Source organism: Ohtaekwangia kribbensis (genome assembly GCF_042676245.1).
Classification (GTDB): domain Bacteria; phylum Bacteroidota; class Bacteroidia; order Cytophagales; family Cyclobacteriaceae; genus Ohtaekwangia; species Ohtaekwangia kribbensis.
This window is the reverse complement of record NZ_JBHTKA010000016.1, coordinates 1-24,676: the sequence shown is the minus strand read 5'-3', so window position 1 is coordinate 24,676 and position 24,676 is coordinate 1. Positions and strand designations below refer to the sequence as shown.

17 protein-coding genes are annotated in these 24,676 nt (G+C 43.8%); 11 read left to right on the top strand and 6 right to left on the bottom strand.

Going from position 1 to position 24,676, the window contains the following annotated elements:
• Together ACFQ21_RS28710 and ACFQ21_RS28705 are read right to left on the bottom strand one after the other, a co-directional pair.
• A complete protein-coding gene (locus ACFQ21_RS28710; protein WP_377585938.1) occupies nt 1–2,577 on the bottom strand; it encodes a DUF3857 domain-containing protein in 2,577 nt (858 codons plus the stop codon).
• A 57-nt stretch (nt 2,578–2,634) separates the two neighbouring features.
• A complete protein-coding gene (locus ACFQ21_RS28705; protein ID WP_377585935.1) occupies nt 2,635–3,765 on the bottom strand; it encodes an AI-2E family transporter in 1,131 nt (376 codons plus the stop codon).
• A 224-nt stretch (nt 3,766–3,989) separates the two neighbouring features.
• Here ACFQ21_RS28705 and ACFQ21_RS28700 point away from each other — a divergent pair, with 224 nt between their 5' ends.
• Nucleotides 3,990–9,011 (top strand): translocation/assembly module TamB domain-containing protein, encoded by a 5,022-nt coding sequence (locus ACFQ21_RS28700; protein WP_377585932.1) that lies wholly within the window; start codon nt 3,990–3,992, stop codon nt 9,009–9,011.
• Nucleotides 8,995–11,376 (top strand): translocation and assembly module lipoprotein TamL, encoded by a 2,382-nt coding sequence (gene tamL / locus ACFQ21_RS28695; protein ID WP_377585929.1) that lies wholly within the window; start codon nt 8,995–8,997, stop codon nt 11,374–11,376. Before ACFQ21_RS28700 ends, tamL begins: the two co-directional genes overlap by 17 nt.
• 1 nt (nt 11,377) lies before the next feature.
• On the opposite strand, the gene ACFQ21_RS28690 is transcribed toward tamL, so the two are convergent.
• Complete coding sequence (locus tag ACFQ21_RS28690) at nt 11,378–13,399, bottom strand: beta-L-arabinofuranosidase domain-containing protein (RefSeq protein WP_377585925.1); 2,022 nt, start codon at nt 13,397–13,399, stop codon at nt 11,378–11,380.
• A gap of 608 nt (nt 13,400–14,007) precedes the next feature.
• Between ACFQ21_RS28690 and ACFQ21_RS28685 the strand changes: the two genes are divergently transcribed.
• The 6 genes from ACFQ21_RS28685 to ACFQ21_RS28660 all read left to right on the top strand — a co-directional run bounded on the left by ACFQ21_RS28685 (nt 14,008) and on the right by ACFQ21_RS28660 (nt 18,528).
• Nucleotides 14,008–14,511: a DUF2911 domain-containing protein gene (locus ACFQ21_RS28685; RefSeq protein WP_377585922.1), complete on the top strand. Its 504-nt coding sequence runs from the start codon at nt 14,008–14,010 to the stop codon at nt 14,509–14,511.
• 141 nt (nt 14,512–14,652) lie between these two features.
• Nucleotides 14,653–15,108 (top strand): ATP-dependent zinc protease family protein, encoded by a 456-nt coding sequence (locus ACFQ21_RS28680; protein WP_377585919.1) that lies wholly within the window; start codon nt 14,653–14,655, stop codon nt 15,106–15,108.
• 10 nt (nt 15,109–15,118) lie between these two features.
• Complete coding sequence (rimK, locus tag ACFQ21_RS28675; protein ID WP_377585917.1) at nt 15,119–16,027, top strand: 30S ribosomal protein S6--L-glutamate ligase; 909 nt, start codon at nt 15,119–15,121, stop codon at nt 16,025–16,027.
• A gap of 348 nt (nt 16,028–16,375) precedes the next feature.
• A complete protein-coding gene (locus tag ACFQ21_RS28670) occupies nt 16,376–16,816 on the top strand; it encodes a hypothetical protein (RefSeq protein ID WP_377585914.1) in 441 nt (146 codons plus the stop codon).
• Nucleotides 16,817–16,981: 165 nt separating this feature from the next.
• Nucleotides 16,982–17,953 (top strand): succinylglutamate desuccinylase/aspartoacylase family protein, encoded by a 972-nt coding sequence (locus ACFQ21_RS28665; protein ID WP_377585911.1) that lies wholly within the window; start codon nt 16,982–16,984, stop codon nt 17,951–17,953.
• On the top strand, nt 17,953–18,528 hold the full coding sequence (locus ACFQ21_RS28660) for a DedA family protein (RefSeq protein WP_377585908.1): 576 nt from the start codon (nt 17,953–17,955) through the stop codon (nt 18,526–18,528). The genes ACFQ21_RS28665 and ACFQ21_RS28660 overlap by 1 nt, the downstream gene beginning before the upstream one ends.
• Here the strand turns inward: ACFQ21_RS28660 and ACFQ21_RS28655 are convergent.
• Complete coding sequence (locus ACFQ21_RS28655) at nt 18,525–19,466, bottom strand: Ppx/GppA phosphatase family protein (protein WP_377585905.1); 942 nt, start codon at nt 19,464–19,466, stop codon at nt 18,525–18,527. The two genes, ACFQ21_RS28660 and ACFQ21_RS28655, sit on opposite strands and share 4 nt — an antisense overlap.
• 140 nt (nt 19,467–19,606) lie before the next feature.
• Here ACFQ21_RS28655 and ACFQ21_RS28650 point away from each other — a divergent pair, with 140 nt between their 5' ends.
• Together ACFQ21_RS28650 and ACFQ21_RS28645 are read left to right on the top strand one after the other, a co-directional pair.
• Nucleotides 19,607–21,178 (top strand): acyl-CoA carboxylase subunit beta, encoded by a 1,572-nt coding sequence (locus ACFQ21_RS28650; protein ID WP_377585902.1) that lies wholly within the window; start codon nt 19,607–19,609, stop codon nt 21,176–21,178.
• 83 nt (nt 21,179–21,261) lie between these two features.
• Nucleotides 21,262–22,221 carry an isoaspartyl peptidase/L-asparaginase family protein gene (locus ACFQ21_RS28645; RefSeq protein WP_377585900.1) on the top strand — a complete coding sequence of 320 codons (960 nt, stop codon included), beginning with the start codon at nt 21,262–21,264 and terminating at the stop codon, nt 22,219–22,221.
• A gap of 107 nt (nt 22,222–22,328) precedes the next feature.
• On the opposite strand, the gene ACFQ21_RS28640 is transcribed toward ACFQ21_RS28645, so the two are convergent.
• Together ACFQ21_RS28640 and ACFQ21_RS28635 are read right to left on the bottom strand one after the other, a co-directional pair.
• The gene (locus tag ACFQ21_RS28640; RefSeq protein ID WP_377585898.1) at nt 22,329–22,922 is read right to left on the bottom strand and encodes a carboxymuconolactone decarboxylase family protein; all 594 of its coding nucleotides are present in this window, start codon (nt 22,920–22,922) and stop codon (nt 22,329–22,331) included.
• 7 nt (nt 22,923–22,929) lie between these two features.
• On the bottom strand, nt 22,930–23,487 hold the full coding sequence (locus ACFQ21_RS28635) for a peroxiredoxin (protein ID WP_377585895.1): 558 nt from the start codon (nt 23,485–23,487) through the stop codon (nt 22,930–22,932).
• Nucleotides 23,488–23,618: 131 nt separating this feature from the next.
• Between ACFQ21_RS28635 and ACFQ21_RS28630 the strand changes: the two genes are divergently transcribed.
• Nucleotides 23,619–24,539 carry a hydrogen peroxide-inducible genes activator gene (locus ACFQ21_RS28630; RefSeq protein WP_377585892.1) on the top strand — a complete coding sequence of 307 codons (921 nt, stop codon included), beginning with the start codon at nt 23,619–23,621 and terminating at the stop codon, nt 24,537–24,539.
• The last annotated feature ends 137 nt before the right edge of the window (nt 24,540–24,676 follow it).

Here is a 24,676-nt window from a genome sequence, read left to right as displayed (position 1 = left end):
TTACATCTGTTGAGTATCACTATCCGATGAGATAATTTCACTTGAATCATCGCTTGTGCCTGATCGCTCCACAAAAGTTTCGCGTACGCGTGTAGAAGTATTGAAGTACGGTATCCATATAGCAGCGGCAATGAGATTGCGGAACACTGTTTTAAACATCTCGTTACGCTGTGTGATATCAGAAAAATATTTCCATCCTATCAAGGTATCTATAACCGAAATAGCCACGTTCAGCCAGAAGTATATAATAATAAGTTTAGGCAGAGACGATCGTCTTTCAAAAAACAATACAATCAGCAGTACTGCAAAAACAACAATTGTTATATTATAAACCAACTCAAAAATGGTAAGGCCCACCAATGTATAGTTTTCCTGGCGCCAGCCAGAAACCCATGTTATCTCATCATAGAATGAAGTAGCGAAGAAAAGCTCATATATAATTCTGAAGGGAGTTATAATTAAACCAATTGCAATTAACACCAGCCATCCTCCTATAGGCTGTCCGTTTATTCGTGTGAGTTCCGGCTCCGGATCGTAGTAATTATACAAGCGCAACGCAAACCATGCTGCTATCACGAATGCTACCAATGAAACAACCACAGCAAACCAGCTGATACCGGAGGCGTTGGCGAGACTTTTATCATAAGAAAGATTATAGGAAAGGTTCTTCATCATTACACCATGATCTTCAACGAAACTTGTCATGGCAGATGCCGGTATATGATCGCTCTTGGTGTTATAGAGTGTCTGCAGAATTAGAGTATGATCATTTTCATTGTACGAAACATAGTAATCATACTTATAGTAGGGTGATTCGATATTCTTGTTATCAGGAGTTATAGTCCAGGCTTCAGGTAAATTTACCCGTATAGTATGCTCATATGACAACGGAAATGCAAGTCTATAGGGCACCTTACGCGTCTGTAATTTGGGTACATTGAAATAGTTTTCCAACGTAAGCGGATAAAACTCAGCATACAATTTGTCTTCATCGCCATCGCGTGTTGTCCAAATACCCGGTACTTTATACTTCTCATGAATTGTAACCGTGTTTGTTTCGCGGTTGTCTTCCATACGAACGGTGTCAATAACAGCTATGTTCGGATACAGGTTCGTATAAAAAGTTATATAGTCTTTTTGAATCTGATCAACACTGCGGCTAGCAAAATCACTTCGCTGAATATCGGCTTCAACGCCCTTATATATTGTTTGCACAGTAAGTATAGCTTCGCCATCAATCTCAGCCACGTCTATGGTATGCTCTTCATTAATAGAAGATTTAACGGGATCTGGCAGCGTACGTAAATCCGTAGATTTCGCACTTACCACAAGACCTTGTCCATAGGTAGGGAAATAATAATTATCCAGTGATCCTCCCTGATTGTTAATGGTAGGATCGATAAATATAGATTTGCCATCATAAACAATCTGGGCAACACAATGATTGAAGATAGTATGCGAAGGCAAACGCTCGGAAGTATGATCGCGCAACGTTGTGCTTACCAGCATCGGGTACGCCTCAACGCCATATATATTCAATATAGTAGTTAACAGAAGTGATTTGTCCTTACAGTCACCAAAGCGCTGTTCGAAAACATTCAGCGGTGCGTGTGGTTTGTGTGAGTTGAGTCCTGATTCAAATCCGAGATAACGAACTTCATCCTGTACGAACCGTATAGCTTTTAATATCAACGCAGGTTTATCAAGACCTTTGAACAATTCGTCTGTTTTACTTTGCAGTTGCTTTTGCTCACGTTCTGTTACTTCAAATTGTTTTGTTGCCCAAGCCGCTACTTCAGTCCAATCTTTAAAATCTGTCACCTGCGCAAAACGATATCCTTCATACCAGCTAGGTTCATTACTTTCGGAAACCGCTGCGTTGACACGATGAAGTGACCACTGATACTCCGTTGATGTTCCCACCGTACGCACTTCCGGTTTTACTTCATCATTAAAGTATTTGACATATATCTTTTTTCCGGCCGGGAAAATAATACGTTCTTTAAACTGCTCGTAAGGCACTGTAAAATCAAAATATACTATATTAGTATAGTGTCCTTCGTAAACAGGATTATAGCCTTCAATCGAGTACGCGTATTCAATAATGTCTCCGACCCGAACATCCTGCAGATTAATAACGGCAGAAAGCGAACCATCATACAAGTAACGATCCATGCTTTCTTCACGCTGTATTGTACGAATGTTACCTGCGCTGAGCTTACCAATAGTTTTACCATCGCGGTGGATGATACATTGATGGAAGGTTAACTTTTGAAAGGAAGGATCGAACGCAACCGAGATATCAGACATCTCCTGTACACCTTCGCTCGTTATTAGTTTATAGGCATAGTGAAAAAAATCTGTTTGCTTCTCAACATGACTCTGTTTATCGATTAACAGGTAGTACGAGCCGGCAGCATCTTTCGCATTCGGCTTCGCGCCAACGTCAGGTCTATGGGGCGTTACCCACGCAGGGGCTGATCTAATCGAAACATGTTGAGCAAAAATAGAAACTGGAATAAACGCGAACAGAATAAACACAACGGTCTTCCAACAGGCACAGGCAGGCAGTCTCATCAGGTTAGTGTTAAGTCGGCAGAAAGATAGCAGTTTAACACCAATTTAAAATCAGCATTATTCCGTTTTTCTTTTACGTGTAGGGTGTCTCACGTTTCGCTTCTTTCCTATTTTCTCCATAATCCACATCTTCAGTTTCGAAGGTTTATTGGCATCGGGATCGCCTATGATATAGCCAAAAGGTTTCAACGGTTCCACATGATCAAATATAATCTTGAGTATACCCAGCATCGGGATGAAGAGTATCATACCGGCAACTCCCCATATCAAGCCTCCCACTATAATTGTTAGAATAGAAGCCTGCGCACTCAATGCCACTTCACCGCCAACAACGTTTGGCTCAATGAAGTAATTGTCCATAGCCTGTATAAAAATAATAACACCGGCAACACCCAGTGCGGGCTGAAACGAATCTTCAGTTACCAGTGCCATCATAAATGGAAATGCTCCACCCAGGGTTGAGCCTATATAGGGTACAATGGTAAGCAACGCGGCTATACCTGCCAGCAGCACAGCATTCTTTACACCAACAATCAATAATCCTACAGCGTATAATCCAAAAAGAATTAATATAGAAGTAGCCCTTCCGGTAAGATATTTTTGAGCTACGGTAGAAATCTCCGTTACAATTTTCTTTATCTCTGCAGACTCTTCTTCTTTATATAGCTTCAGTATAAATATTTCGTAACGCTCTTTATTGAACAGGAATAAAAAGGTTAATACGAGCGTGATCAGTAATCCGGCAATTGTACTGGTGAGCCCAGCTACCAATTTACCGGCAAACATACCGGCAGATTTACCAAATTCTTTTACCTGTTCCTTTACAATCGCAAGCTGTCGCTCCGGCTCTACACCGAAGTTTGCTTCTACAAATTTTTGTATCTGCGATAACAGTCCGTTAGCCTTCTTTTCGATGGACGGAAACTCGTCAGCAAAGGAGTATATTTCTGCTATAACCACAACCATTACACCCGACAATACAACAAGTAAAATAAAAATACAGATGAACGATGACAGCCCTCTGTGCAGTCCCCATCCATCCAGCCGCCTGCATACCGGAGCCATCAGCATGGCGAGCATAGCAGCAAATACCAACGGGATCAAAATTACTTTGCCATAATACAGCACAATAAAGAGCAGGATCGCTAACCAGAGATACTGGTTAACACGGTTGGCAATTTCTTTCATATAATTTTATAAGAGTATTAAAGCCACGTCAACTTCGGTATACTTACCTCGGCTCCCCTCATACTGCTTCCTGATTACAAAAATCAATCCCACAGTTTGGTGATTTTGTGGAAATACTTCACAGGTAGTTGACCTTTCTATTAATAAAAAATGAGGAAAGTTATCCTCAATACATAAATCTCAAATGGCATAATTTTATTAATTAGCAGAGAGAACGCTGTGAAATGAAATTGCTTTGGAAGCCGAAAAGAATTCTGGTTAAAACGATAAAAGTATTAGGGTGGTTTGTTCTCTCTGTAATACTGCTGCTCGTTGCTCTTTCCGTTGCCATTCAGATCCCCGCTGTTCAAAATGCCATCGTTCAAAAGGCTGTTACATTCCTGCACGATAAGATCGGTACCGAAGTCAGGCTTGCCCACGTAAGCCTCTCGTTTCCCAAGAAGGTTGTACTGAACGGTTTATACCTCGAAGACCAGCGACACGACACGCTGCTATATATAGGTGAACTGGCCGTGGATACTGACCTGTGGGGATTAACCCGTAACACGATAGAACTGAACGATGTCGAAATCGATACGCTGCGCGGCTACATCAGTCGCTCGGCACGCGACAGCGCTTTCAACTTCGACTATATAATCAAGGCCTTTGCTAGTGCCGATACTACCACTGTAAAAGATACCACGGCAACGCCCTGGAAATTTTCTATTGAAGATATAGCATTGCATAACACTCGGTTTGCATTCCGCGATTCACTGGAGAGAAATGATATTCAGCTCCGGAGCGAAGAGCTGTCAATCAGCATGGATGAGTTTGATCTCACGAAATCCATCATCAAGGCAGATGAAATCGCACTGGAAAATGTTTCTGCTATGGTTACACAGCGGCCAGCAGCAGCACCCCGACCCGACAGCACAACGGCAGCGCTACCGGACACAGCTTCGCTTCCTTTTGATCTGGGTGTAAATACTGTACGGCTTAAATCGGTAAAAGCATTCTATACCAACCATACCACAGCACAACGGATCGAACTGGACCTGGGCAATGCCGAGCTTGATGCAGAAGCAATCGATTTGCAAAAACAGACCCTACAGCTCCATTCGTTTACGCTTGAGAAAACATTTATAGCGTATCACCAGATGGCCAACGTTACACCTGGCGCGCAGCCCAAAGAAACGGCGGGTAAAAAGACTCCGGAAAGCAAAAAAGTGCAGGACACCCGTATAGCATCTACACCATGGACGATATCGCTGGATGAACTGAACCTGACTGACAACAGTATTCAATATTACGATTTCAATCAGCCAGCAGTAAAAGATGCCATCGACTTCAATCACCTGTGGATTACGAACTTCTCTATGCAGGCAGAAGATCTGAAAATGAAAGGTATAGATATAGCGGGCAAACTGGAAGATCTGACATTGCAAGATAAGAGCGGCTTTACCATCTCTTCTTTCAAGACCGACTTCGCGTTAACGGATAAAGCTCTCCGCGTACAGGATTTTCATTTCAATACTCCCAACACTACGCTTAACATGGAAGCTGAAGCTACATTTCCATCTTTCACGAAACTGGCAGAACAATATGGCGATGCTGCTGTAACCATGAATGTTACCCGCTCTTCGTTGTCTGCACGGGATATACTATATCTGGCACCGGCTTTACTCGACAGTATTCCGCTTACACTCACGAAAGATACACGTGTTGACCTCGAGGTAATTGCCAATGGCAAGCTTAAAGACTTCACACTCGAACGCCTATATTTACGTACACTCTCGCAAACTTCACTGGAAGCTTCCGGCACGATTAAAGGGTTACCCGATACCAAGCGAGCTTCATTGAATATAGCATTGAAGAAATTCTATACCACGGCAGCCGATGTGAAGTATATTCTTCCGGATACCATGTTGCCTTCTGCAATCGCCTTGCCACGCTGGATAAATCTGGCCGGCACTGTAAAAGGTACGCCACAGGCACCGGATGCAAAAGCTATACTCACCAGTGACTTCGGGGCGATTAACCTGCGCGCTGACATGGACTTTGACAGCACCGCTTCTGAAAATTACGATGCACAAGTATCTATGAAGAAATTCAACCTGGGCAAATTACTGAGGCAGGAACAAACCATGGGGCCTATATCGCTGCAGGCATCTGTAAAAGGTGCAGGCTTTACGATGAAAAACATTAACGCAGCGCTAAAATTAACGATACAGGAGTTTCTCTATAACAACTATAGCTATAAGAATTTTATAATAGACGGCTCGCTCAAAAAATATTTCTTCTCTGGTATCGCGAAGCTGGATGACAAAAATCTAAACTTCAAGCTCGAAGGTGATCTTGATTACCATGAAGATATACCGCGCTATGATTTCAAGTTCGACCTTGCCAATGCTGATTTTCGCGCCCTGAATTTATCGGAGCGTCCGTTACGGGCCCGCGGTACAATTGATGTAAATCTGGCTACAGCCGATTTCAAAGTAATCAATGGCGACCTGAACATTCGTAAAGTGGCCATCTTTAACGGCACCAAACTATATGCAGTTGATTCGTTGTTGTTCGCGTCCATCGATCAGCATGGTCAAAGCGAGATCACCGTAAATTCAGATATACTCTCTGGTGAGTTCAAAGGTAACATCAACATCTTCAGTTTGCCTGAAACACTCAAGCGACATATACATCGCTATTTCTCGCTGCACGATTCTGTTTTCAACAAGCCTGCCGATCCACAGAATTTCGATTTCAACCTGGTTATTAAAAATACTGACCTGCTTACCGAGATCATCTTCCCCGATCTCGATCCGTTTGTACCCGGAGAAATTGCCGGTGCCTTTAACAGTGCTGAACACAAACTATGGATGTCGGTAAAGCTGGCCGAGATAAATTACGCGGGGCTCGCAATGGACTCGATCGGATTAAAAGTTATATCCAATGAGCAATCACTTGACTATACTTTTCTGGTTCAGAAAGTTCGTTATGATACACTACGCATGGAAGCATTGAAGTTATCGGGGAATGTTATGAACGATTCCATCTATAGTCGTTTTATTATATACGATTCGCTGCAACACGAGAAGTATATGCTGGGCGGTGTGTTTAACAGTTTTGAAGATGCATTTCAATTCCGCTTCTTGCGAAACCAGGTAATACTGAACTATGAATCGTGGAGTATACCGTTCTATAACACATTGCGTTTTACGGGCGGGGGCATGACTCCTAACAATTTCTATATTTCAAAAGGTAACGAGCGGATTCTTCTGTTAAAACGCGAAGATCGCGACACAACGATGACCGTAGTATTTAATGAAGTAGATCTTAAAAATATAACCAGCGTTGTAGAAGGTACTACACCTGTAAGCGGCATCATTGATGGCGATCTCAATATAGGCGTGGCACGTCAAGGATCCTTTAATTCAACGCTCTATATTCGTAAACTTGCTATACTTGATCAATCGTGGGGCGACCTGGCACTCGCCCTGGGTAAAACGGCTACGGGTCCCTTTAATATAGACCTGCGTGTAGATGGCACCAATATGGACTTGCAGGCAGCCGGCTATATAACATCCAACGAAGTAAAACCACAAATACACTTTACCACCACACTCAATCGCTTTGATATAGCGGCAGTCGAACCGCTCACCATGAAACAGGTAAAAAATATGAAAGGACAACTTGTTGGCGAGGTTCGCATAGAAGGTTATACTGATAACCCGGAGATTGATGGTATACTTACGTTTAAAGCTGCTGAATTTACACCCACGATCATTGGCAGTAAATTTACACTGGAGAATGAAAGCATTCGGCTGAATGGGACTGGCATTGCGCTAAACAAGTTCAAGATTAAAGATGATAAAGGTAATCAAGCGGTACTGGATGGCACCGTAAAATCAAACACGTTCAACTCGTATGATCTTGCGCTTACCCTAAATGCCGAAAACTTCCAGGTGATTAATACGACCGAAGATGACAACGATCTTTTCTATGGTAACGTGCGCATTAATACAAAGGCAAAAGTTACCGGTACATCCGACTTTCCGAAAGTACAACTCAATGCCAGTCTGAGCAAAGGAAGTGAATTTACATACATCGTTCCGGAAACAGAGAAGACGATCCTGGAACAGGAAGGTATCGTTCGGTTTGTAGATCGCGATGCTGTTAAGGATCCGTTCCTCGCATCCATTGAACCTGAAGATACTGTCACCTCTAAATTTACCGGTATAGAGCTAACCGCCAATATAGAATTGAATGATGATGAAATTCTGAATATTATTATAGATCCGGTGACCGGTGATAAACTTTCAGTACAAGGTAACTCAACGCTTACATTTGATATTGATGAAACCGGTGACATGCAATTATCCGGTCGCTATGAGATCACTCAAGGATCGTACAATCTTTCCTTCTATAAACTTGTGAAGCGGCAATTCTCGATTGAAAAGGGAAGTACCATTACCTGGACTGGAAATATACTGCAACCGGAGATGAACATTCGTGCGTTGTTCAAAGTAGAAACATCACCTATTGATTTAGTGGCAAATCAAATGCCTTCTGCTACGCAAGATGCATCCTATAAACAGCGACTCCCCTTCCTGGTATATCTTATCATTGAAGGCAATTTGCTTTCACCGGATATCAGTTTCCTGCTCGATATGCCGCAGGACAAACAGAATGCATTTGGCGGAAGTATATATGCAAAGATCAAGGATATCAACACGCGGGAGTCTGACCTGAACAAACAGGTATTTGCACTGTTGATACTGAAGCGCTTTGTTTCAGACAATCCGCTTGAGAGCGAAGGTGGCGGCTCGGGTGTAGCGTCTACAGCACGCAACAGTGTAAGCAAAATACTAACCGATCAATTAAACCGGCTTTCTGAAAACATCAAGGGTGTGCAACTTTCATTCGATGTGAAATCATACGAAGACTATTCGAGTGGTCGTGCCGAAGGACAGACTGAATTACAATTGGGCGTTTCCAAAACGTTACTCAACGACAGGCTTGTGGTAAAAGTAGCCGGTAACCTGGATGTGGAAGGTAGTACCTCCAATCAGAATGGTTTCACAGACTATATAGGCGACCTTGCGCTGGAGTATAAACTTACGGAAGACGGGCGGCTGCGCATTACCGGTTTCCGCAACAGTAATTATGATATGATCGATGGTGAATTGATCGAGACCGGTGCCGGATTCATTTATATAAAAGATTACGATGCGTTCCGCGAATTATTCAAAGCCAATGCCAAGGAAAACTGATACCATGCGCATACATCGTATACCTTTCATGATCGGCATCCTGACGTTCACGGCAATGCTGCTGGCTTCATGTACCGGTACAAAATATCTGAAGGAAGGTGAAGCATTTTACAACGGAGCTGTTATAAAATTTGAGACACCGCAAGGGCGTGTAGGCAGAAAGAGAATACTGGAGAGTGAACTGCAGACCTTTATAAACCCGAAACCCAACGCAAAGCTTCTCGGGTCACGCCCCGGCGTATGGCTATATTATATAGCGGGTACACCAAAAAAGAAAAAGGGTGGCTTTCGTAATTTCCTGAAGTATAAATTAGGTGATACACCGGTGTTAATGAGTGAGACAACTCCCGATCGCACGGCCAAGACATTACAAGGACAATTGCAGAATGAAGGATACTTTCGCTCTACGGTTAAAAGTAAAGTTGTTACCAAAGGCAAGAATGGCAAGGTAATTTACGATGTAACACTATACCGGCCGTATCGTCTTCGCAGTATTGAATATCCCAAGGTAAAGGATAGTGTTTATGCCGCGATCATTGAATCACTCAAAAATGAATCCCTGCTGGATACCGGAAGACGTTATGACCTCGGGCGCATGCAGGCTGAACAGGTGCGCATCGAGGAAGAAGTAGAGAACTATGGTTTCTATTACTTTGACGACAAGTACCTGGTGTTTGAAGCCGATAGCACTATAGGGAAACGCAAGGTAGACCTGACGCTAAAACTGGAGGATAATATACCGGATCGGGCGAAGCGAATTTATCGGTTGGACAGAATCAATGTATACCCTGATTATACCTTGTCAATGGACAGCACCGTTCAGGCTCCGGGAGACACAACTCTTATTAATAACTACTATTACATTGATAAAAAACATTTTTTCCGGCCGGAGGTTGTTACCGATGTGATCAACTTAAAAAAGGGTAAGATCTATAGTCGTGAAGCACATGATTTTACTTTGAGTCATTTGATGGGACTGGGTGCTTTTAAATTTGTAAACATCAAATTTTCCGAATCACCCCGAAAGGATTCTGCCATGCTGCATGCCGATGTATACCTGACGCCTTTGAAGAAGAAATCGCTGCGGGCTGAAGTGCAGGCTGTGTCCAAGTCGAATAACTTTGTCGGGCCGGGTGTAGCCTTAACATTTACCAATCGTAATTTTCTAAGAGGAGCCGAGTTGTTTCAGCTCAAGCTCAACACTTCGTATGAAGTACAGATCAGCCGGCAGACATCGGGCGCGCTCAACTCGTTTGAGATGGGAATCGAATCAAGTCTTACCGTGCCGCGATTTATAGCTCCCATTTACATTGACTATACTTCAAGACGCTATTTACCCAAGACACAGTTCAAGCTTGGTTATAATTTTCAAAACAGGCTCAATTATTTCCGCATCAACTCGTTTAACGCAGGCTATGGCTATAACTGGAAAGAAAGTATATCCAAATCGCACGAATTATTTCCAATCGACTTAACATTTCTAAAGACCGATAAACGTTCCAAGATATTTGATACACTGTTAATACAAAATCCAGTACTTGCCAGCTCATTCGAAGATCAGTTTATATTGGGAACCCGATACTCCTATACCATCAACACGCAATTATCGGAAGATATATCGCAGCGTTACGAAGAACGCAAGTACCGCGAGCATAATTTTTACTTCAATGGAAATATAGATGTCGCCGGTAACCTGTTAAATGCCGTACAGCGTATCGTTGATAAACCCAAAGAAGGAGAAGAGTATGAAATTTTTCATCTCCCCTATTCACGCTACGTTCGTGGCGATGTTGACGTGCGCTATTATTGGGCTATGGATGAACACAATAAAATTGCCACGCGACTTGTGGTGGGCGTTGGTTATGCATTTGGAGATTCTTCAGCCACCATGCCCTATATAAAACAGTTTGCTATAGGGGGTTCAAACAGTATACGCGCGTTTCCGGCTAGATCCATTGGTCCTGGTACATACGATATACTAGCCAATCCAAGTGACGGTACCCTGCGCTTCATCGATCAGCGCGGAGATATTAAGCTTGAAGGAAACCTGGAGTATAGATTTGACATTATCAAATCATTGAAAGGTGCTATGTTTGTTGATGCCGGTAATATATGGCTGATGCGCGCTGACGAAGAGAACAGACGCGGAGGAAAATTTAATAAAGATAAATTCCTGAATCAGCTCGCTGTTGGTACTGGTGCTGGACTTCGCTTCGACTTCAGCTTTTTTGTGTTACGTTTTGATGTAGCCTTCCCACTGCGAAGACCTGCCGAAGGCTGGGTAACAAAAGATATAGACTTCGGCAGTTCTTCGTGGCGTGGTGACAATATTGTGTTCAACATTGCTATCGGCTATCCATTCTGATTTACTTTACTACAGGAAATGCAACGATTCGCACCTTGGTACATCCATACGGTATCAGCGATATTGTCTCAACTTCTTTTCCGGTTTCTCCCTGGTATACATTGGTACGATTGGTTATCGGCTGATGGGCAACACCGTTCACCACTTTCCAATCGGGTATCTTCCGGGCCGGTGCTGTTATGGTTATGGGTGCATGCTGCTGGTTCCAGATAAACGGAGTAGCCACCGGCTGCACGGTTACCTGCAGTTTTGCTTTCGGATTATTGATAGCCTCCTGTAACAAACCATAGTTCCACGCCTCGGTCGGGTATACACTATAGTAATCTCCTTCGGCAGGTTCATTACTTTTCTCCCAGCGTTCACCCAGCTTCAATGCATATACCAGCGGTCCCCGCTCAACGGCTCTTGAATTTTTTGCCCAGTTTGAAGTAGTTACTTCCATCGGCAATTGCAGTGTGAGTATATCTTTATTCTTCCAGGTTTGCTCAATCGTAATAATCTGTCCTCCGTTGGCTGTGCGCAGTTGTTTACCGTTAAGCGTAACAATCGCTTCCTTGCACCAGGCTGGTATGCGCAGTTGCAACGGCATGGTTACCGGTTTCTTCATGGCAAACTTAAAGTTGATCACATCCTCAAACGGATAATTTGTTTCTTCTGAGATAGTAATGCGCTCGCTTTTTATAGTGGTCGTGATTTCGTTGGGACTATATTCCAACGCTGCAAGTCCTCCCTGCGGAGTGGCATACCACAGGTGCGTGGTAAATTTAGTCCAGCCCTGGTGCATGTTCGAGGTGCAGCAGGTATAGCCACTGCGCAAACCGAATACGTTGTTCATGCCACGATCGAACGGTAACGAAAAATCAAACACACCGCGCGATACCTCCACCTGGTTTGCTATCTGGAAATACTGTTTGTTATTATAGTCGTCTGATGTTTGTGTGGGTAGTGCATTGAACGTCATGCGTTCGAGCGCATCCATATAGTGTATATCTCCGGTAATGGAAATGATCTTCTCCAGCGAGTACATCGATTCTACAATAGCACACAATTCGACACCTTGTGTAGGATCATTGCCGTGCAGGTCTTCGTCTCCTGAAAATATACCCATGGGTAAACCATGCAATAACATCAGGTCGTTCCAGCCGGTCTTCAATTGTTTCAGGTATAGCGAATCACCAGCGCGCTGATAATTTATAGCGGGCGACTTAAGTGCCATCCCTATATTTACCGCATGGCGACTCATCCAGTGTTCATCAGTTTGATTCGCAGCAGCGTGCATTACCCAATCGCGATTGCCGAACCACGTGCTCCATGTAAAGCTTTGCGCTTCTATTTGGGCAGCAAGGTCCAGCAGCGCTTTATCTTTCGTGATCATATATAGCCATTGAATGATCATCTCATTATCCGTACCACGTGAAGTTGCCCACTCGGTCCATTTACCAATAGGACAAGTCTTCAGCGATTTCATCTGGTATTGGAAATAGCGTGTCATGAAAGTTATTACACGTTGGTCATTGGTTGCTTCGTAATATTGCTGCATTACTTTCAGCATTACCATCTTCGGCCACCAGTCCTCACCAGCTTCGCAGTTATCGGCAGTGATCTGTATATTTTGCTCGCGCTCCGGTTTCGTGATTGGACCAAAGTATCCGGAAGGACGTTGTGATTTCAATGTCCACTCGATATACTTCAACACTTTTGTTTTCAATGCTGCATCGTCCAGTAAATAGGCAAGTGGTACAGCACCGTCTAACCAATACGGAGTTTCTTCCCAGCCATCACCTTTACCACCGAGCCAGCCGTTGTCGTTGGCAATCTTGGCGTGTACTTCATCAAGGTGTCCGGTTGACCCCTTGCTCATAATCTGCAATTGTTGCAACAGCCAGCCTTTTGGTTTTATACTGCCGAGCGGCAGTTCCTGGTATACCGGCTGCACAAAAGTATTGGCGGGTTTATCTTTTACTGGCAATGGTGTAAACGCCATCAACACGATAGCCGAGGCGGAAAGTATATATTTCAACATAGGTCTGGGGTTAATCTGATTGTTTGATAAAGCAGCCACTTACTATACTTTGCAGCTGAAAGCTTGTGTGTTTGTCAGCGGTAATTTGATACCGGTTGTCAGGCAATGCGTGTAATTCGTAAAAGAGCGCAACACACCCTGCAGGATGTATATACTCTTTTTACAGATGAATTCACACAGCGATCGGGGTAAAGATGTTTGTACCAGAAACATTCTTATAGGGGGTTAATCGTACTGTAAATTGATCCAAAGAAATATACCGAATGATCTGAAGCCTGGTACTCTATAAAATCTGGTGATTTTACGATGTTCTGCTTCCAACAGAACGCATTTCCCGCATTCAATTATATAGTTGTCGGGTAGACGGAGTCAGGATAAACGGTAAGCGTTCGGCATGTACCGGGGTGGAAAATAGAAGCGAATTCCGAAAATCAGAAACCATTCGTAAATAAATTGTTAAAAATTACCGTTGAAGTAACTTTTGCTCTTCGTGTCGCGTTCTAAAAAGAAGTTTACAGGTAATATTATAATATTTGTGTTAGTGCCTCCGGCCATCGGAGGCACTTTTGCGTATATCACCATTGTTAAATTAAAACCAAACAAAAACCATGAAAAGAATAGCATTCTTAACGCTCGCATTCGCAACCATGATCACTGCTGTGTTTGCGCAAGACAAACCTGCGAGTCCTAAAGCAGAAGCTTCCGGAAAGATCGGGGCTGCCAATGTAAAAGTTGTTTATTGCCAGCCTTCTGCACGCGGTCGTAAAATTATGGGCGGCCTGGTTCCTTTCGGTGAAGTATGGAGAACCGGAGCAAACGAAGCTACCACCATTGAATTCGACAAGCCTGTTAAAATAGAAGGAAAAGAACTGGCTGCCGGTAAATATGCTTTGTTCACTATACCAGGCGAAAGTGAATGGACTGTTATCTTCAACAGCGACACCAAGCAGTGGGGTGCCTATAATTATAAAGACAAAGACGATGTACTGCGTGTAAAAGTTAAACCTTCGAAAGCACCGGCTTTTGTAGAAACATTTAACATCAGCGTAGTGAAAGATGAAATTGTAATGAAGTGGGAGAATACAGCCGTTGCGGTTAAAGCCAAGGGCTAGGAATTACCTATATTTTTTCGCTGCCTTGTATATATAAGGACAGTATACAAACAAAACGGTTATGCCACTGCAATATTGCGGTGGCATAACTTTTTTAAACTGATGTCGGCTATTTATATTTCGCCCAGCAATTATCCGTCAATGCAAAAGATTCTTGGACGCTACGACCGCGTTGATCTGCCCGAGTTCGGCTTGATTAATATCCATGCTAAAATTGATACTGGTGCCTATACCAGTAGCCTGCATTGCCATAAGGCAGAAGTTGTTGGTGGGAAACTTGAATTTATTCTGCTGGACGAAGAACATCCGGAATTTACAGGCATGAAATTTACTACCTCCGATTACCAGATACGAAATATTAAAAATTCTTTTGGTGAGGTGGAACGAAGATTTGTGATTGTTACAACGTTAAAAATTTTTAACGAAGAAATAACTACAGAATTCTCGCTCAGTAACCGGGGTTCACTTAAATTTCCGATCTTAATAGGACGAAAGATCTTGCGCAACCGCTTTATCATTGACGTAAAAAAGAAGAACCTTTCTTTTCGCGAAAAACAAAAACTGCATCGTACTTTAAAAAAACAAAAAAGAGGCTAAGACGCTTTGTATGAACATTGCTATACTGTCACGCAATCCAAAATTATATTCTACGCTTCGCCTGAAAGAAGCCTGTGAGAAGCACGGCCATACCGTAGAAATTATTGATCACATGAAGTGCGTGCTATTCATTGAAAAGAAAAATCCGGTGGTGCTGTATCAGGGACGCAAGCTGGATTACTTCGATGCTATTATACCGCGTATCGGCGCCTCGGTAACATTTTATGGTGCAGCCGTTGTGCGCCAGTTCGAGATGATGAAAGTTTTCTCTGCCGTTGAATCGCAGGCGTTGATACGCTCGCGTGACAAACTGAGAAGTCTCCAGATACTTTCGCGCGCAGGCCTCGGCTTACCCAAAACTATATTTATGGACTACTCGGCTGATGCTGAAGATTCCATCGATGCTGTAGGGGGTGCCCCGGTAATTATAAAACTTCTCGAAGGCACACAGGGGCTTGGTGTAGTGCTGGCCGAAAATAAAAAAGCAGCTCAATCGGTAATAGAAGCTTTTCACGGTGTACATGCCCGCATCATTATACAAGAGTTTGTAAAAGAAGCGAAAGGTGCCGACATCCGTGCTTTTGTAGTAGATGGTGAAGTTGTAGGTGCCATGCGCAGGCAAGCCAAAGACGGTGAGTTCCGCTCGAACCTCCACCGCGGAGGTGTTGCCGAGGTAATTAAACTGAGCCGCACCGAAAAACATGCTGCTATAACAGCCGCTAAAAAAGTAGGACTCAGCATAGCCGGTGTTGATATGTTACCCTCGAAACGCGGACCGCTTATTATAGAAGTAAATTCATCTCCCGGACTGGAAGGTATCGAAGCCGCCACCAAGGTAGACATTGCCGGTAAAATTGTTCGCTTCGTAGAAAAGCACGCTACGAAGAAGAAGATTCAGAAGGATAAGGTTAATGCCTGATGACTGACCTGACGTTATCCGTTAACAGTGAATCGTTATCCGTGAATTAAATCCATTACACAAATCACAAAGAAGGCACAGCGTTACGCAGAGAAATTTCCCTTTGTAAACCTTTGCGCCTTCTTTGTGTTCCTTCGTGCCATTGGATTTCTTACGTCATATATAGATATACCCCTCCACACATCGAAATCTATACCCCACCTACGAATAACGGATAACGAGTCACGAACTTCCGTAAAACTACGTACCACGTTCTCTGTATATAATCGACATTCAGTTGGAAATAAACACATGGTACACGTATTCCTCCGAAGGTATAGCTTTGATGTGATACCTAACATATACCTAATGATCACTAAATTATACACCACAGAAAGCGGGTCGATAGATTTTGATCCATCTGTTCCATGTCTCATTTCAACCTATAATGGATTTATAGGTTCTGAAGATTTCAGAAATCAAGGTGAGTTCGGCCTTGAAATGATACAGCAGAAAATAAGAAAATACGGCAAGATTGCCTGGATAGGAGATCTTAGTAAATCCGAAATTTTCGATGATGAAGATGTTGAGTGGACGGGTCTCGAATGGAGTACCAAAGCCTATGCACTGGGACTTCACTACCGGGCCATTGTAATGCCTGAAAGTGTTTTTGCCGCCATAAACGTCCGCGATTTTATCGCCAGACATAATGAGCGAAAAGATCCCCTCGTTATCAAATCATTTACGGATATAGCATCTGCAAAAGCATGGTGTAAGCAATGCCTGGATCCGTTATCGGTTGGTCGTTAATCGTGAATCGTTATCGCTAACAGTGAATCGTTATCCGTGAAATAAAATCCATTACACACAGGAATAACGATTACCTGTTAACGGATAACCAATAACGAACCTACGGGTATTCCCGGATAAATATTAACTTTCGGTATCTGTAAGCCTGTAGACTGTGGATTTATCATGAAAGAATTTAAGATTGCCGGTCACACCATTCTTCCCGGAGAGTTTAAAGAAATCGATATCAACATTGCGCGGCTCCCTTCGCATACCATTATTGATACTCCTATTTATGTCTCACGCGGACTCGAAGATGGTCCGGTGCTCGCACTTATTGCTGGTATGCATGGCGATGAGATCAACGGCATGGAGATCGTTCGCAGAATCCTCGATGGCGGTATGCATCAGCCAAAACGCGGAACCGTTATTTGCATGCCCATCATCAACATGTATGGCTTTCTTAACTATTCACGCGATGTGCCTGATGGTAAAGATATAAATCGCTCATTTCCCGGTTCACGCAACGGTTCACTGGCCAGTCGCGTGGCATATCACCTCATGCACGATGTTATCCCCTATATCGACTATGGTATCGACTTTCATACCGGTGGGGCTATGCGCGCCAACTATCCGCAGGTAAGGGCACTGCTAACCGATGACAAGAATATTGAACTGGCACACGCGTTTCATGCACCGTTTACCCTCAATTCTCCGTTTCGCCCTAATTCGCTGCGCAAGGAAGCATCCAAGCGTGGTAAATATATAATTGTGTATGAAGGAGGCGAATCGCTGCGCTTCGATCAGAACGCCATCAAAGAAGGCATAGCCGGTACGTTGCGTCTTATGAAACACCTGAACATGATCGAGGAAGCGCCTCATCCGGAAGTTGAGAATAAAACCATCTGGAGCACTACGTGGATTCGCGCCAAGAACGCAGGCCTCTTTCAAACCAATGTGTACTGCGGCCAGCTGGTACAAAAAGATGAATGGGTAGGTACGATAACAGATCCTTTCGGAGAATTTAAAGAAAAGGTAATTACTCCGGTAACCGGTTATGTTGTAGGTTTGAATAACATTCCGGTGATCAACGCAGGCGATGCCCTTATGCACATCGGTATGGATAACATGTGCAGGCTGGATAACTTCGGAGAGTAGTGGAGAAATTTCTGGATGAGTACGGATATATAGCATTGATGATCGGCACCTTCTTCGAAGGTGAAACGGCTATCCTGGTAGCATCATCATTGATTCATCGCGGTTTGTTTGAAGGTCCTTATACCGTGCTGTTCGGCTTTACCGGGTCGTTCATCAGCGACTGGCTGTATTACATCATCGGCAGACTTAACGGTAAATATTTTGTTGAGCACCGGCCCAAGCTCAAGGCAAAATTTCAACCTGTTGTACATTTCTTTCTGCACCATAAACTACAGATACTTTTTACCTATCGTTTCCTCTACGGCTTCCGCATCATCATTCCGCTTATCATTGGCATGAGCAACATCCGGCCGGTTCAATTTTTAGTATATAGTATCATCAGCGGATTGATCTGGGCAACCAGCGTAAGTACGATTGGTTATTTCATTGGCAGGTTCCTGAATCTGAAGACGGATGTATATGAAGAAAATATACTCTTTATTGTACTGGGCTTTGCCGCCTTGGGAGCGGTGATCGGATTTATCGTGAAGCGGGTAACAATGAAAGAGATCGATACCGAGGCAAAAGAATCTTAAGCCGGTAATTTCATTTCGCTGATCATCGAGGCAAACACACCTTCTTTCAGCGAGTAGGTAGAAACGCGGATGCGTTTAAAGGCATGGTGTTCCAGTAAGTAACGTATCAGGCAGCACGCCACAACGATCATGTCTACACGCATTTCAATCATGCCCGGCATGTTCATTCTTTCTGCGCGAGTCTTATGAATAAGCTCCTGGTATATTTCATAGAAACCCGGTATTGATAACGGTGTTTCGATCTCTTCAGCGCTCTTGTTTATATCGTGTGTGATGCAGAATATATCACTCAGGGTATCAAATGTACCGGAGGAACCAATGAGTATTTCAGGCTGATGAATTTTCAGCGCATCAAAAACAGGAACGAGTGCTTTTTCAAAGTATATATTCAGTGCCTCGATCTCATCGGCTGTGATCGGATCGCTTTTATGAAATTTCTCAAGCAAACGCTGCGCCCCTATCTCCAGGCTCTTCTTCCAGAAAATATGATCGTTATCTCCGATTATAAATTCAACACTGCCGCCTCCTATATCGATGATCAGCGATTTCTCACGCTCCATGTGCAGCGCTGCTTTCACACCCATGTATATATACTCGGCTTCCTTATCACCCGAAATAATATTTACATCTATATCCGTAAGAGCTTTGATCTTTTTTACAACCTCTTCACCATTACGTGCGTTGCGCAGTGCACTGGTACCAAACGCAAAAACTTTTGTTATTCCCGATTGCTCCATGGTGTTTTTAAAACTCTGCATGGCCAGCAGTGCGCGGTGCAATCCTTCTTCCGTAATAATGCCCTCGTTTATACCTCCCATACCAATCTTAACAGCTAACCGGTCGCGCGAGACAATATGATATCCCCGTTCATCTGCTTCGGCAATAAGCAGATGGAACGTGTTTGTTCCCATGTCGATAATAGCAATCTTACTATTCATAAGGGGTAGGAAGGGCGCGTGAAGATACTAATTTATTATCCACATTCAACCCGGCTAACGGGCAACTAATGGTGTAACATTTTGCAGGCTGTTGCAGGTAGTCTGACGACTGTTATATTTAAGACAAATTCACAATCAAGATGGCCAAGCGAACAATCAAGGAATCAGCATTACAAGAAAAATTTGATGAACTGGAACGCAAGAATCAGGAAGCATTAACCGGTGGTGGTGAGAAACGGATCGAACAACAGCATGCCAAAGGAAAACTAACGGCACGCGAACGCATCCATTTACTGCTCGATGAAGGCTCGTTTGAAGAACTCGGGAAATTTGTAATGCACCGCAGCAAAGACTTCGGCCTTGATAAAGAATATTACCTCGGCGATGGTGTAGTTACCGGCTACGGCACGGTGAATGGCCGGCTGGTATATGTATTCTCACAAGACTTTACCGTATTCGGAGGTTCGCTCTCCGAAACACACGCTGAAAAGATTGTGAAGATCATGGACCTCGCCATGAAGAACGGAGCTCCGGTGATCGGGTTGAACGATTCCGGCGGTGCGCGTATACAGGAAGGCGTTGTATCGCTCGGTGGCTATGCCGATATATTTTACCGGAACACATTAGCGTCCGGAGTTATTCCACAGATCTCTGCCATCATGGGCCCATGTGCCGGTGGTGCAGTATACTCTCCTGCCATCACCGATTTTATTCTGATGGTGGAGAACACTTCGTTCATGTTTGTTACCGGGCCTAACGTAGTAAAAACTGTAACACATGAAAATGTAACAGCCGAAGAACTGGGAGGTGCACAGACACACAGTTCGAAAAGTGGCGTTACGCATTTTGCGTGTGCCAACGAGGTGGAATGTATAACATATCTGAAAAGACTGCTCAGCTATATACCGCAGAACTGCGAAGACGAAGCACCACGGCTGCCCTATACGATGGGCAATGAAAAACGTGCGGTGCTCAACGACATCATTCCGGCTAACCCGAACCAGCCGTACGACATGCGCGAGGTCATCAACGGTGTAGTGGATGATGGAAGCTTCTTTGAAGTACATAAGAACTTTGCAGAAAATATAGTAGTGGGCTTTGCACGTATAGCAGGTCGCAGTATAGGTATAGTCGGAAATCAGCCGGCTTCGCTGGCGGGTGTACTCGATATAAATTCAAGTGTGAAAGGCGCACGCTTTGTTCGCTTCTGCGATTGCTTTAATATACCGTTGCTCGTGTTTGAAGATGTGCCGGGATTTTTACCAGGCACGGATCAGGAGTGGCACGGCATCATTACCAACGGAGCAAAATTACTCTTCGCATTTTCAGAAGCCACCGTGCCCCGTGTCACTGTAATTACACGCAAGGCATACGGAGGTGCGTATGATGTGATGAACTCAAAACACATTGGAGCAGACCTGAACTACGCATGGCCAACCGCTGAAATTGCCGTAATGGGAGCAAAAGGAGCATCTGAAATAATTTTCAGAAAAGAAATTTCCGAAGCTGCCGATCCGGAAGCTAAACTTGCAGAAAAAGTAGAAGAGTATACGCATAAATTTGCGAACCCGTATCGCGCAGCACACCGTGGCTATATTGATGAAGTAATATACCCGGATGAGACACGCGAAAAGCTGATTCGTGCGTTTGCGATGTTAGAGAATAAAGTTGCCCAGCTTCCAAAGAAAAAGCACGGCAACATTCCCCTCTGATTTGAAGTATATATAGGCATAAGGTTAGATATAGTATACCTTTACGTTTAACCTGAGACAGAAGAATAATAACCCAAAGGAAAATGACTACCCGCAGAAAATTCATTCAGCTCTCGGCACTGGGCGCATCGCTTTTACCATTCGGAAAAAGTTTTGCCAAAGGCCACGAAGGTCAGAAGCCAATCGTGCTTTCTACCTGGAACTTCGGACTTCAGGCCAATGTAGATGCCTGGAAAATCTTATCGTCTGGTGGAAGAGCGCTGGATGCAGTTGAAGCTGGTGCGCGTGTTCCCGAAGGTGATCCGAAGGAAACCTCCGTAGGACTTGGCGGTTTGCCCGATCGCGAAGGAAAAGTTACACTCGATGCCTGCATTATGGATGAACATGGTAACTGTGGATCGGTTGCTTTCCTCGAACACATTGTTCACCCTATATCTGTTGCACGTAAAGTAATGGAGAAAACGCCACACGTTATGCTGGTAGGTGACGGTGCGTTGCAGTTTGCATTGGCCAACGGTTTCAAAAAAGAAAAACTGCTTACGAAGGAATCCGAGAAAGCCTGGAAAGAGTGGTTAAAGAAGAGTGAGTATAAACCGGTAGCCAACATCGAGAATCACGACACCATTGGTATAATCGCGTTAGATGCACAGGGAAATTTATCAGGTGCGTGTACTACGAGTGGCATGGCATATAAAATGCGCGGTCGTGTAGGCGACTCTCCTATCATTGGTGCGGGGCTATATGTCGATAATGAAATTGGTGCCGCTACATCTACCGGGGTAGGCGAAGAAGTAATTCGCATTGTAGGTTGTCACCTCGTAGTAGAACTGATGCGCCAGGGTAACTCACCGGCAGATGCATGCCGCCTGGCGGTTGAGCGCATTCTGAAAAAGAATCCGGAGAAAGCAAAGCAGGTTCAGGTTGGATTTCTCGCCCTGAATAAAAACGGAGAGTATGGCGCATACTGTCTGCAAAAAGGATTTACCTATGCCGTGCACACCAATGACGGCAATAAACTATACGATGGCGTAAGTCATTTCTAAAAGTATATACAACGGTGGGGGTACCCGCCCAATACGCTAAAAAGCAGAGAAGCCCGGATCGCTCCGGGCTTTCTCTTTTTCTCAACTTATCTATGTGAACAAACTAACTAGTAAACAACTTTAGTCAAGCTTGTAATAACAGCCGCTAGACGCACGGCTTCAAATACGCGTTCTTCTTTTGCTCCGAGTTCAATCAGGGATGCTTCGTGCGCTTTCACACACATCTCGCAACCATTTACAGCACTTACTGCCAGGCTCACCAGTTCAAAGAACTCTTTACCCGTAACAGGTCTTGCCATAATGTTCATCTTGATACGCGCAGGTATCTCGTTATATTTTTCCTTGTTCAGGAAATGACGGAAGCGATAGAACACATTGTTTGCGCTGAGCAACGATGCACACGCAACGGCTTCAGCGATCTCTTCAGCAGAAGCTCCCTCCTGGCGTGCATTGTCTGAAAAGAACGCACGCAGAATTTTGCTGTTGGCATTAACGGCCAGAGCAACTCCGAGTAACGCAATTTCTTTTTTCGACAGATACTCGCTTTCAAAAGAATTCTTGAAGTTGATTTTCAGATCAGCCAGGTAGCGCGACTTGCCTTCTTCAAGCAGATCAAGCGCATGCGTGCTATAGTCTTTCTCTAACTTTAAGAAATCAAGGAACTCTTGCGTGCTTTCTGAATATGTTATTGTTGATTCCATCGTCAACCTACACTTTCAAAGTTTCTTTTCCTTTTTCCCAGTTGCAAGGGCAAAGCTCGTCAGTCTGAAGCGCATCCAGTACACGAACAACTTCTTTCACGTTACGACCTACGTTCAGATCATAAACGCTTACCCAACGAATTACACCTTGAGGATCAACGATGAAAGTAGCGCGGTAAGCGATCTTCTCGTTTGGCTCCAGTATACCAAGTTCTTCAGCAAGTGATTTGGAAGTATCAGCGAGCATCGGGAATTTCAGATCACGAAGATCATCGTGGTTTTTTCTCCACGCCAAGTGAACGAATTCAGAATCGGTAGAAGCACCGATCAGGTTTGCGTTACGATCGCGGAACTCACCGTAATTCTTGTTGAACTCAGCAATCTCCGTAGGACATACGAATGTAAAATCTTTTGGCCACCAGAAGATTACAGTCCAGCGACCTTCATCATTTACCAGATCTTCTGAGCTGATATCAAAAAATTCTTTTCCTTTTTCAAGTGATACAACAGCAGCCTTTTTAAACGCAGGGAATGCCTGACCAACAGAAATAATACCTTTACTCATAAGTGATTTTTAATATAGTTTGTTTGTGAATGCTGCAAAAATATATTTGCAAATGATATAAACCACATCAATAATACTTATTTACATATTATTAATATTTATTATACCGTTTTAACGATCTTTGCAAACGAATGAATCTGCAACAATTAGAGTATATAATCGCACTTGACATTCACCGGAATCACGTGAAGGCAGCTGAACATTGTCATGTTACACAGCCTACATTGAGCATGATGGTGAAAAAACTGGAGGATGAACTTGATGTAAAAATTTTTCAGAAGAGTCAGCCGCTCAAGCCAACACCTTCCGGTGAAATCATCATCAGTCGCGCACGACAAATTTTGCAGGAGGTAAAAAATCTGAAAGAGTTTATACGCACCGAAAAAGATTCCATCGAAGGAGAATTCAGACTCGGAGTTATTCCGACACTTGCCCCCTACTTGTTGCCCAGATTCCTCAACGATTTTCTGCAGAAACATCCGGGCACATCATTCACCGTGATGGAGCTGCAAACGCACGACATCATCAACTACCTGAAAACAAACCGGCTTGATGTTGCTATACTCGTAACGCCAATCGATGATAAAGAGATTCGCGAAGTCCCAATCTTCTACGAACCTATATTATTATATACTTCCGAAAACCTGAAATATTATCAGCAAGAGAGAATAAATCTCAAAACACTTACCTACGAAAATTTACTCTTGCTGGAAGAAGGTCACTGCTTCCGCGGACAAGTTGAAAACCTCTGCGCAGCCAAAAACAACAAAGTACATCACCAGCTCAATTATCAAAGCGGTTCATTCGAAACGTTGAAAGCCATGGTCGATAATAACTACGGCTATACCCTAATACCCGAGCTGGCCGTGAACAGCAAAAGCAAACACGTAAAACGATTTACATCACCCGAACCCGTGCGTGAAGTAAGTCTCGCGGTACACCACGGCTTCGTAAAAGAAAATTTACTCTTCAAACTCCGCGAAGCCATCCTCAAAATTATACCCCCGCACTTTAAGAAGAACGACAAGTATATACGCGTTCGATGGGACTGAATTAGCTGCGAGCTTTGAGTTATGAGCTGCGAGTTGTCGATCCCTAAAAAAGGTTGACCGTTTTTTACTAATCAAACCATCGGACAAACATGAACCTGGGGTTCTGTTTCCGGGGTAAAATCAGTACGACTTGATGT

Coding starts and splice junctions, on each gene's coding strand:
- ACFQ21_RS28710 (WP_377585938.1), bottom strand. CDS start 2,577: ATGAGACTGCCTGCCTGTGCCTGTTGGAAGACCGTTGTGTTTATTCTG.
- ACFQ21_RS28705 (WP_377585935.1), bottom strand. CDS start 3,765: ATGAAAGAAATTGCCAACCGTGTTAACCAGTATCTCTGGTTAGCGATC.
- ACFQ21_RS28700 (WP_377585932.1), top strand. CDS start 3,990: ATGAAATTGCTTTGGAAGCCGAAAAGAATTCTGGTTAAAACGATAAAA.
- tamL (WP_377585929.1), top strand. CDS start 8,995: ATGCCAAGGAAAACTGATACCATGCGCATACATCGTATACCTTTCATG.
- ACFQ21_RS28690 (WP_377585925.1), bottom strand. CDS start 13,399: ATGTTGAAATATATACTTTCCGCCTCGGCTATCGTGTTGATGGCGTTT.
- ACFQ21_RS28685 (WP_377585922.1), top strand. CDS start 14,008: ATGAAAAGAATAGCATTCTTAACGCTCGCATTCGCAACCATGATCACT.
- ACFQ21_RS28680 (WP_377585919.1), top strand. CDS start 14,653: ATGCAAAAGATTCTTGGACGCTACGACCGCGTTGATCTGCCCGAGTTC.
- rimK (WP_377585917.1), top strand. CDS start 15,119: ATGAACATTGCTATACTGTCACGCAATCCAAAATTATATTCTACGCTT.
- ACFQ21_RS28670 (WP_377585914.1), top strand. CDS start 16,376: ATGATCACTAAATTATACACCACAGAAAGCGGGTCGATAGATTTTGAT.
- ACFQ21_RS28665 (WP_377585911.1), top strand. CDS start 16,982: ATGAAAGAATTTAAGATTGCCGGTCACACCATTCTTCCCGGAGAGTTT.
- ACFQ21_RS28655 (WP_377585905.1), bottom strand. CDS start 19,466: ATGAATAGTAAGATTGCTATTATCGACATGGGAACAAACACGTTCCAT.
- ACFQ21_RS28650 (WP_377585902.1), top strand. CDS start 19,607: ATGGCCAAGCGAACAATCAAGGAATCAGCATTACAAGAAAAATTTGAT.
- ACFQ21_RS28645 (WP_377585900.1), top strand. CDS start 21,262: ATGACTACCCGCAGAAAATTCATTCAGCTCTCGGCACTGGGCGCATCG.
- ACFQ21_RS28640 (WP_377585898.1), bottom strand. CDS start 22,922: ATGGAATCAACAATAACATATTCAGAAAGCACGCAAGAGTTCCTTGAT.
- ACFQ21_RS28635 (WP_377585895.1), bottom strand. CDS start 23,487: ATGAGTAAAGGTATTATTTCTGTTGGTCAGGCATTCCCTGCGTTTAAA.
- ACFQ21_RS28630 (WP_377585892.1), top strand. CDS start 23,619: ATGAATCTGCAACAATTAGAGTATATAATCGCACTTGACATTCACCGG.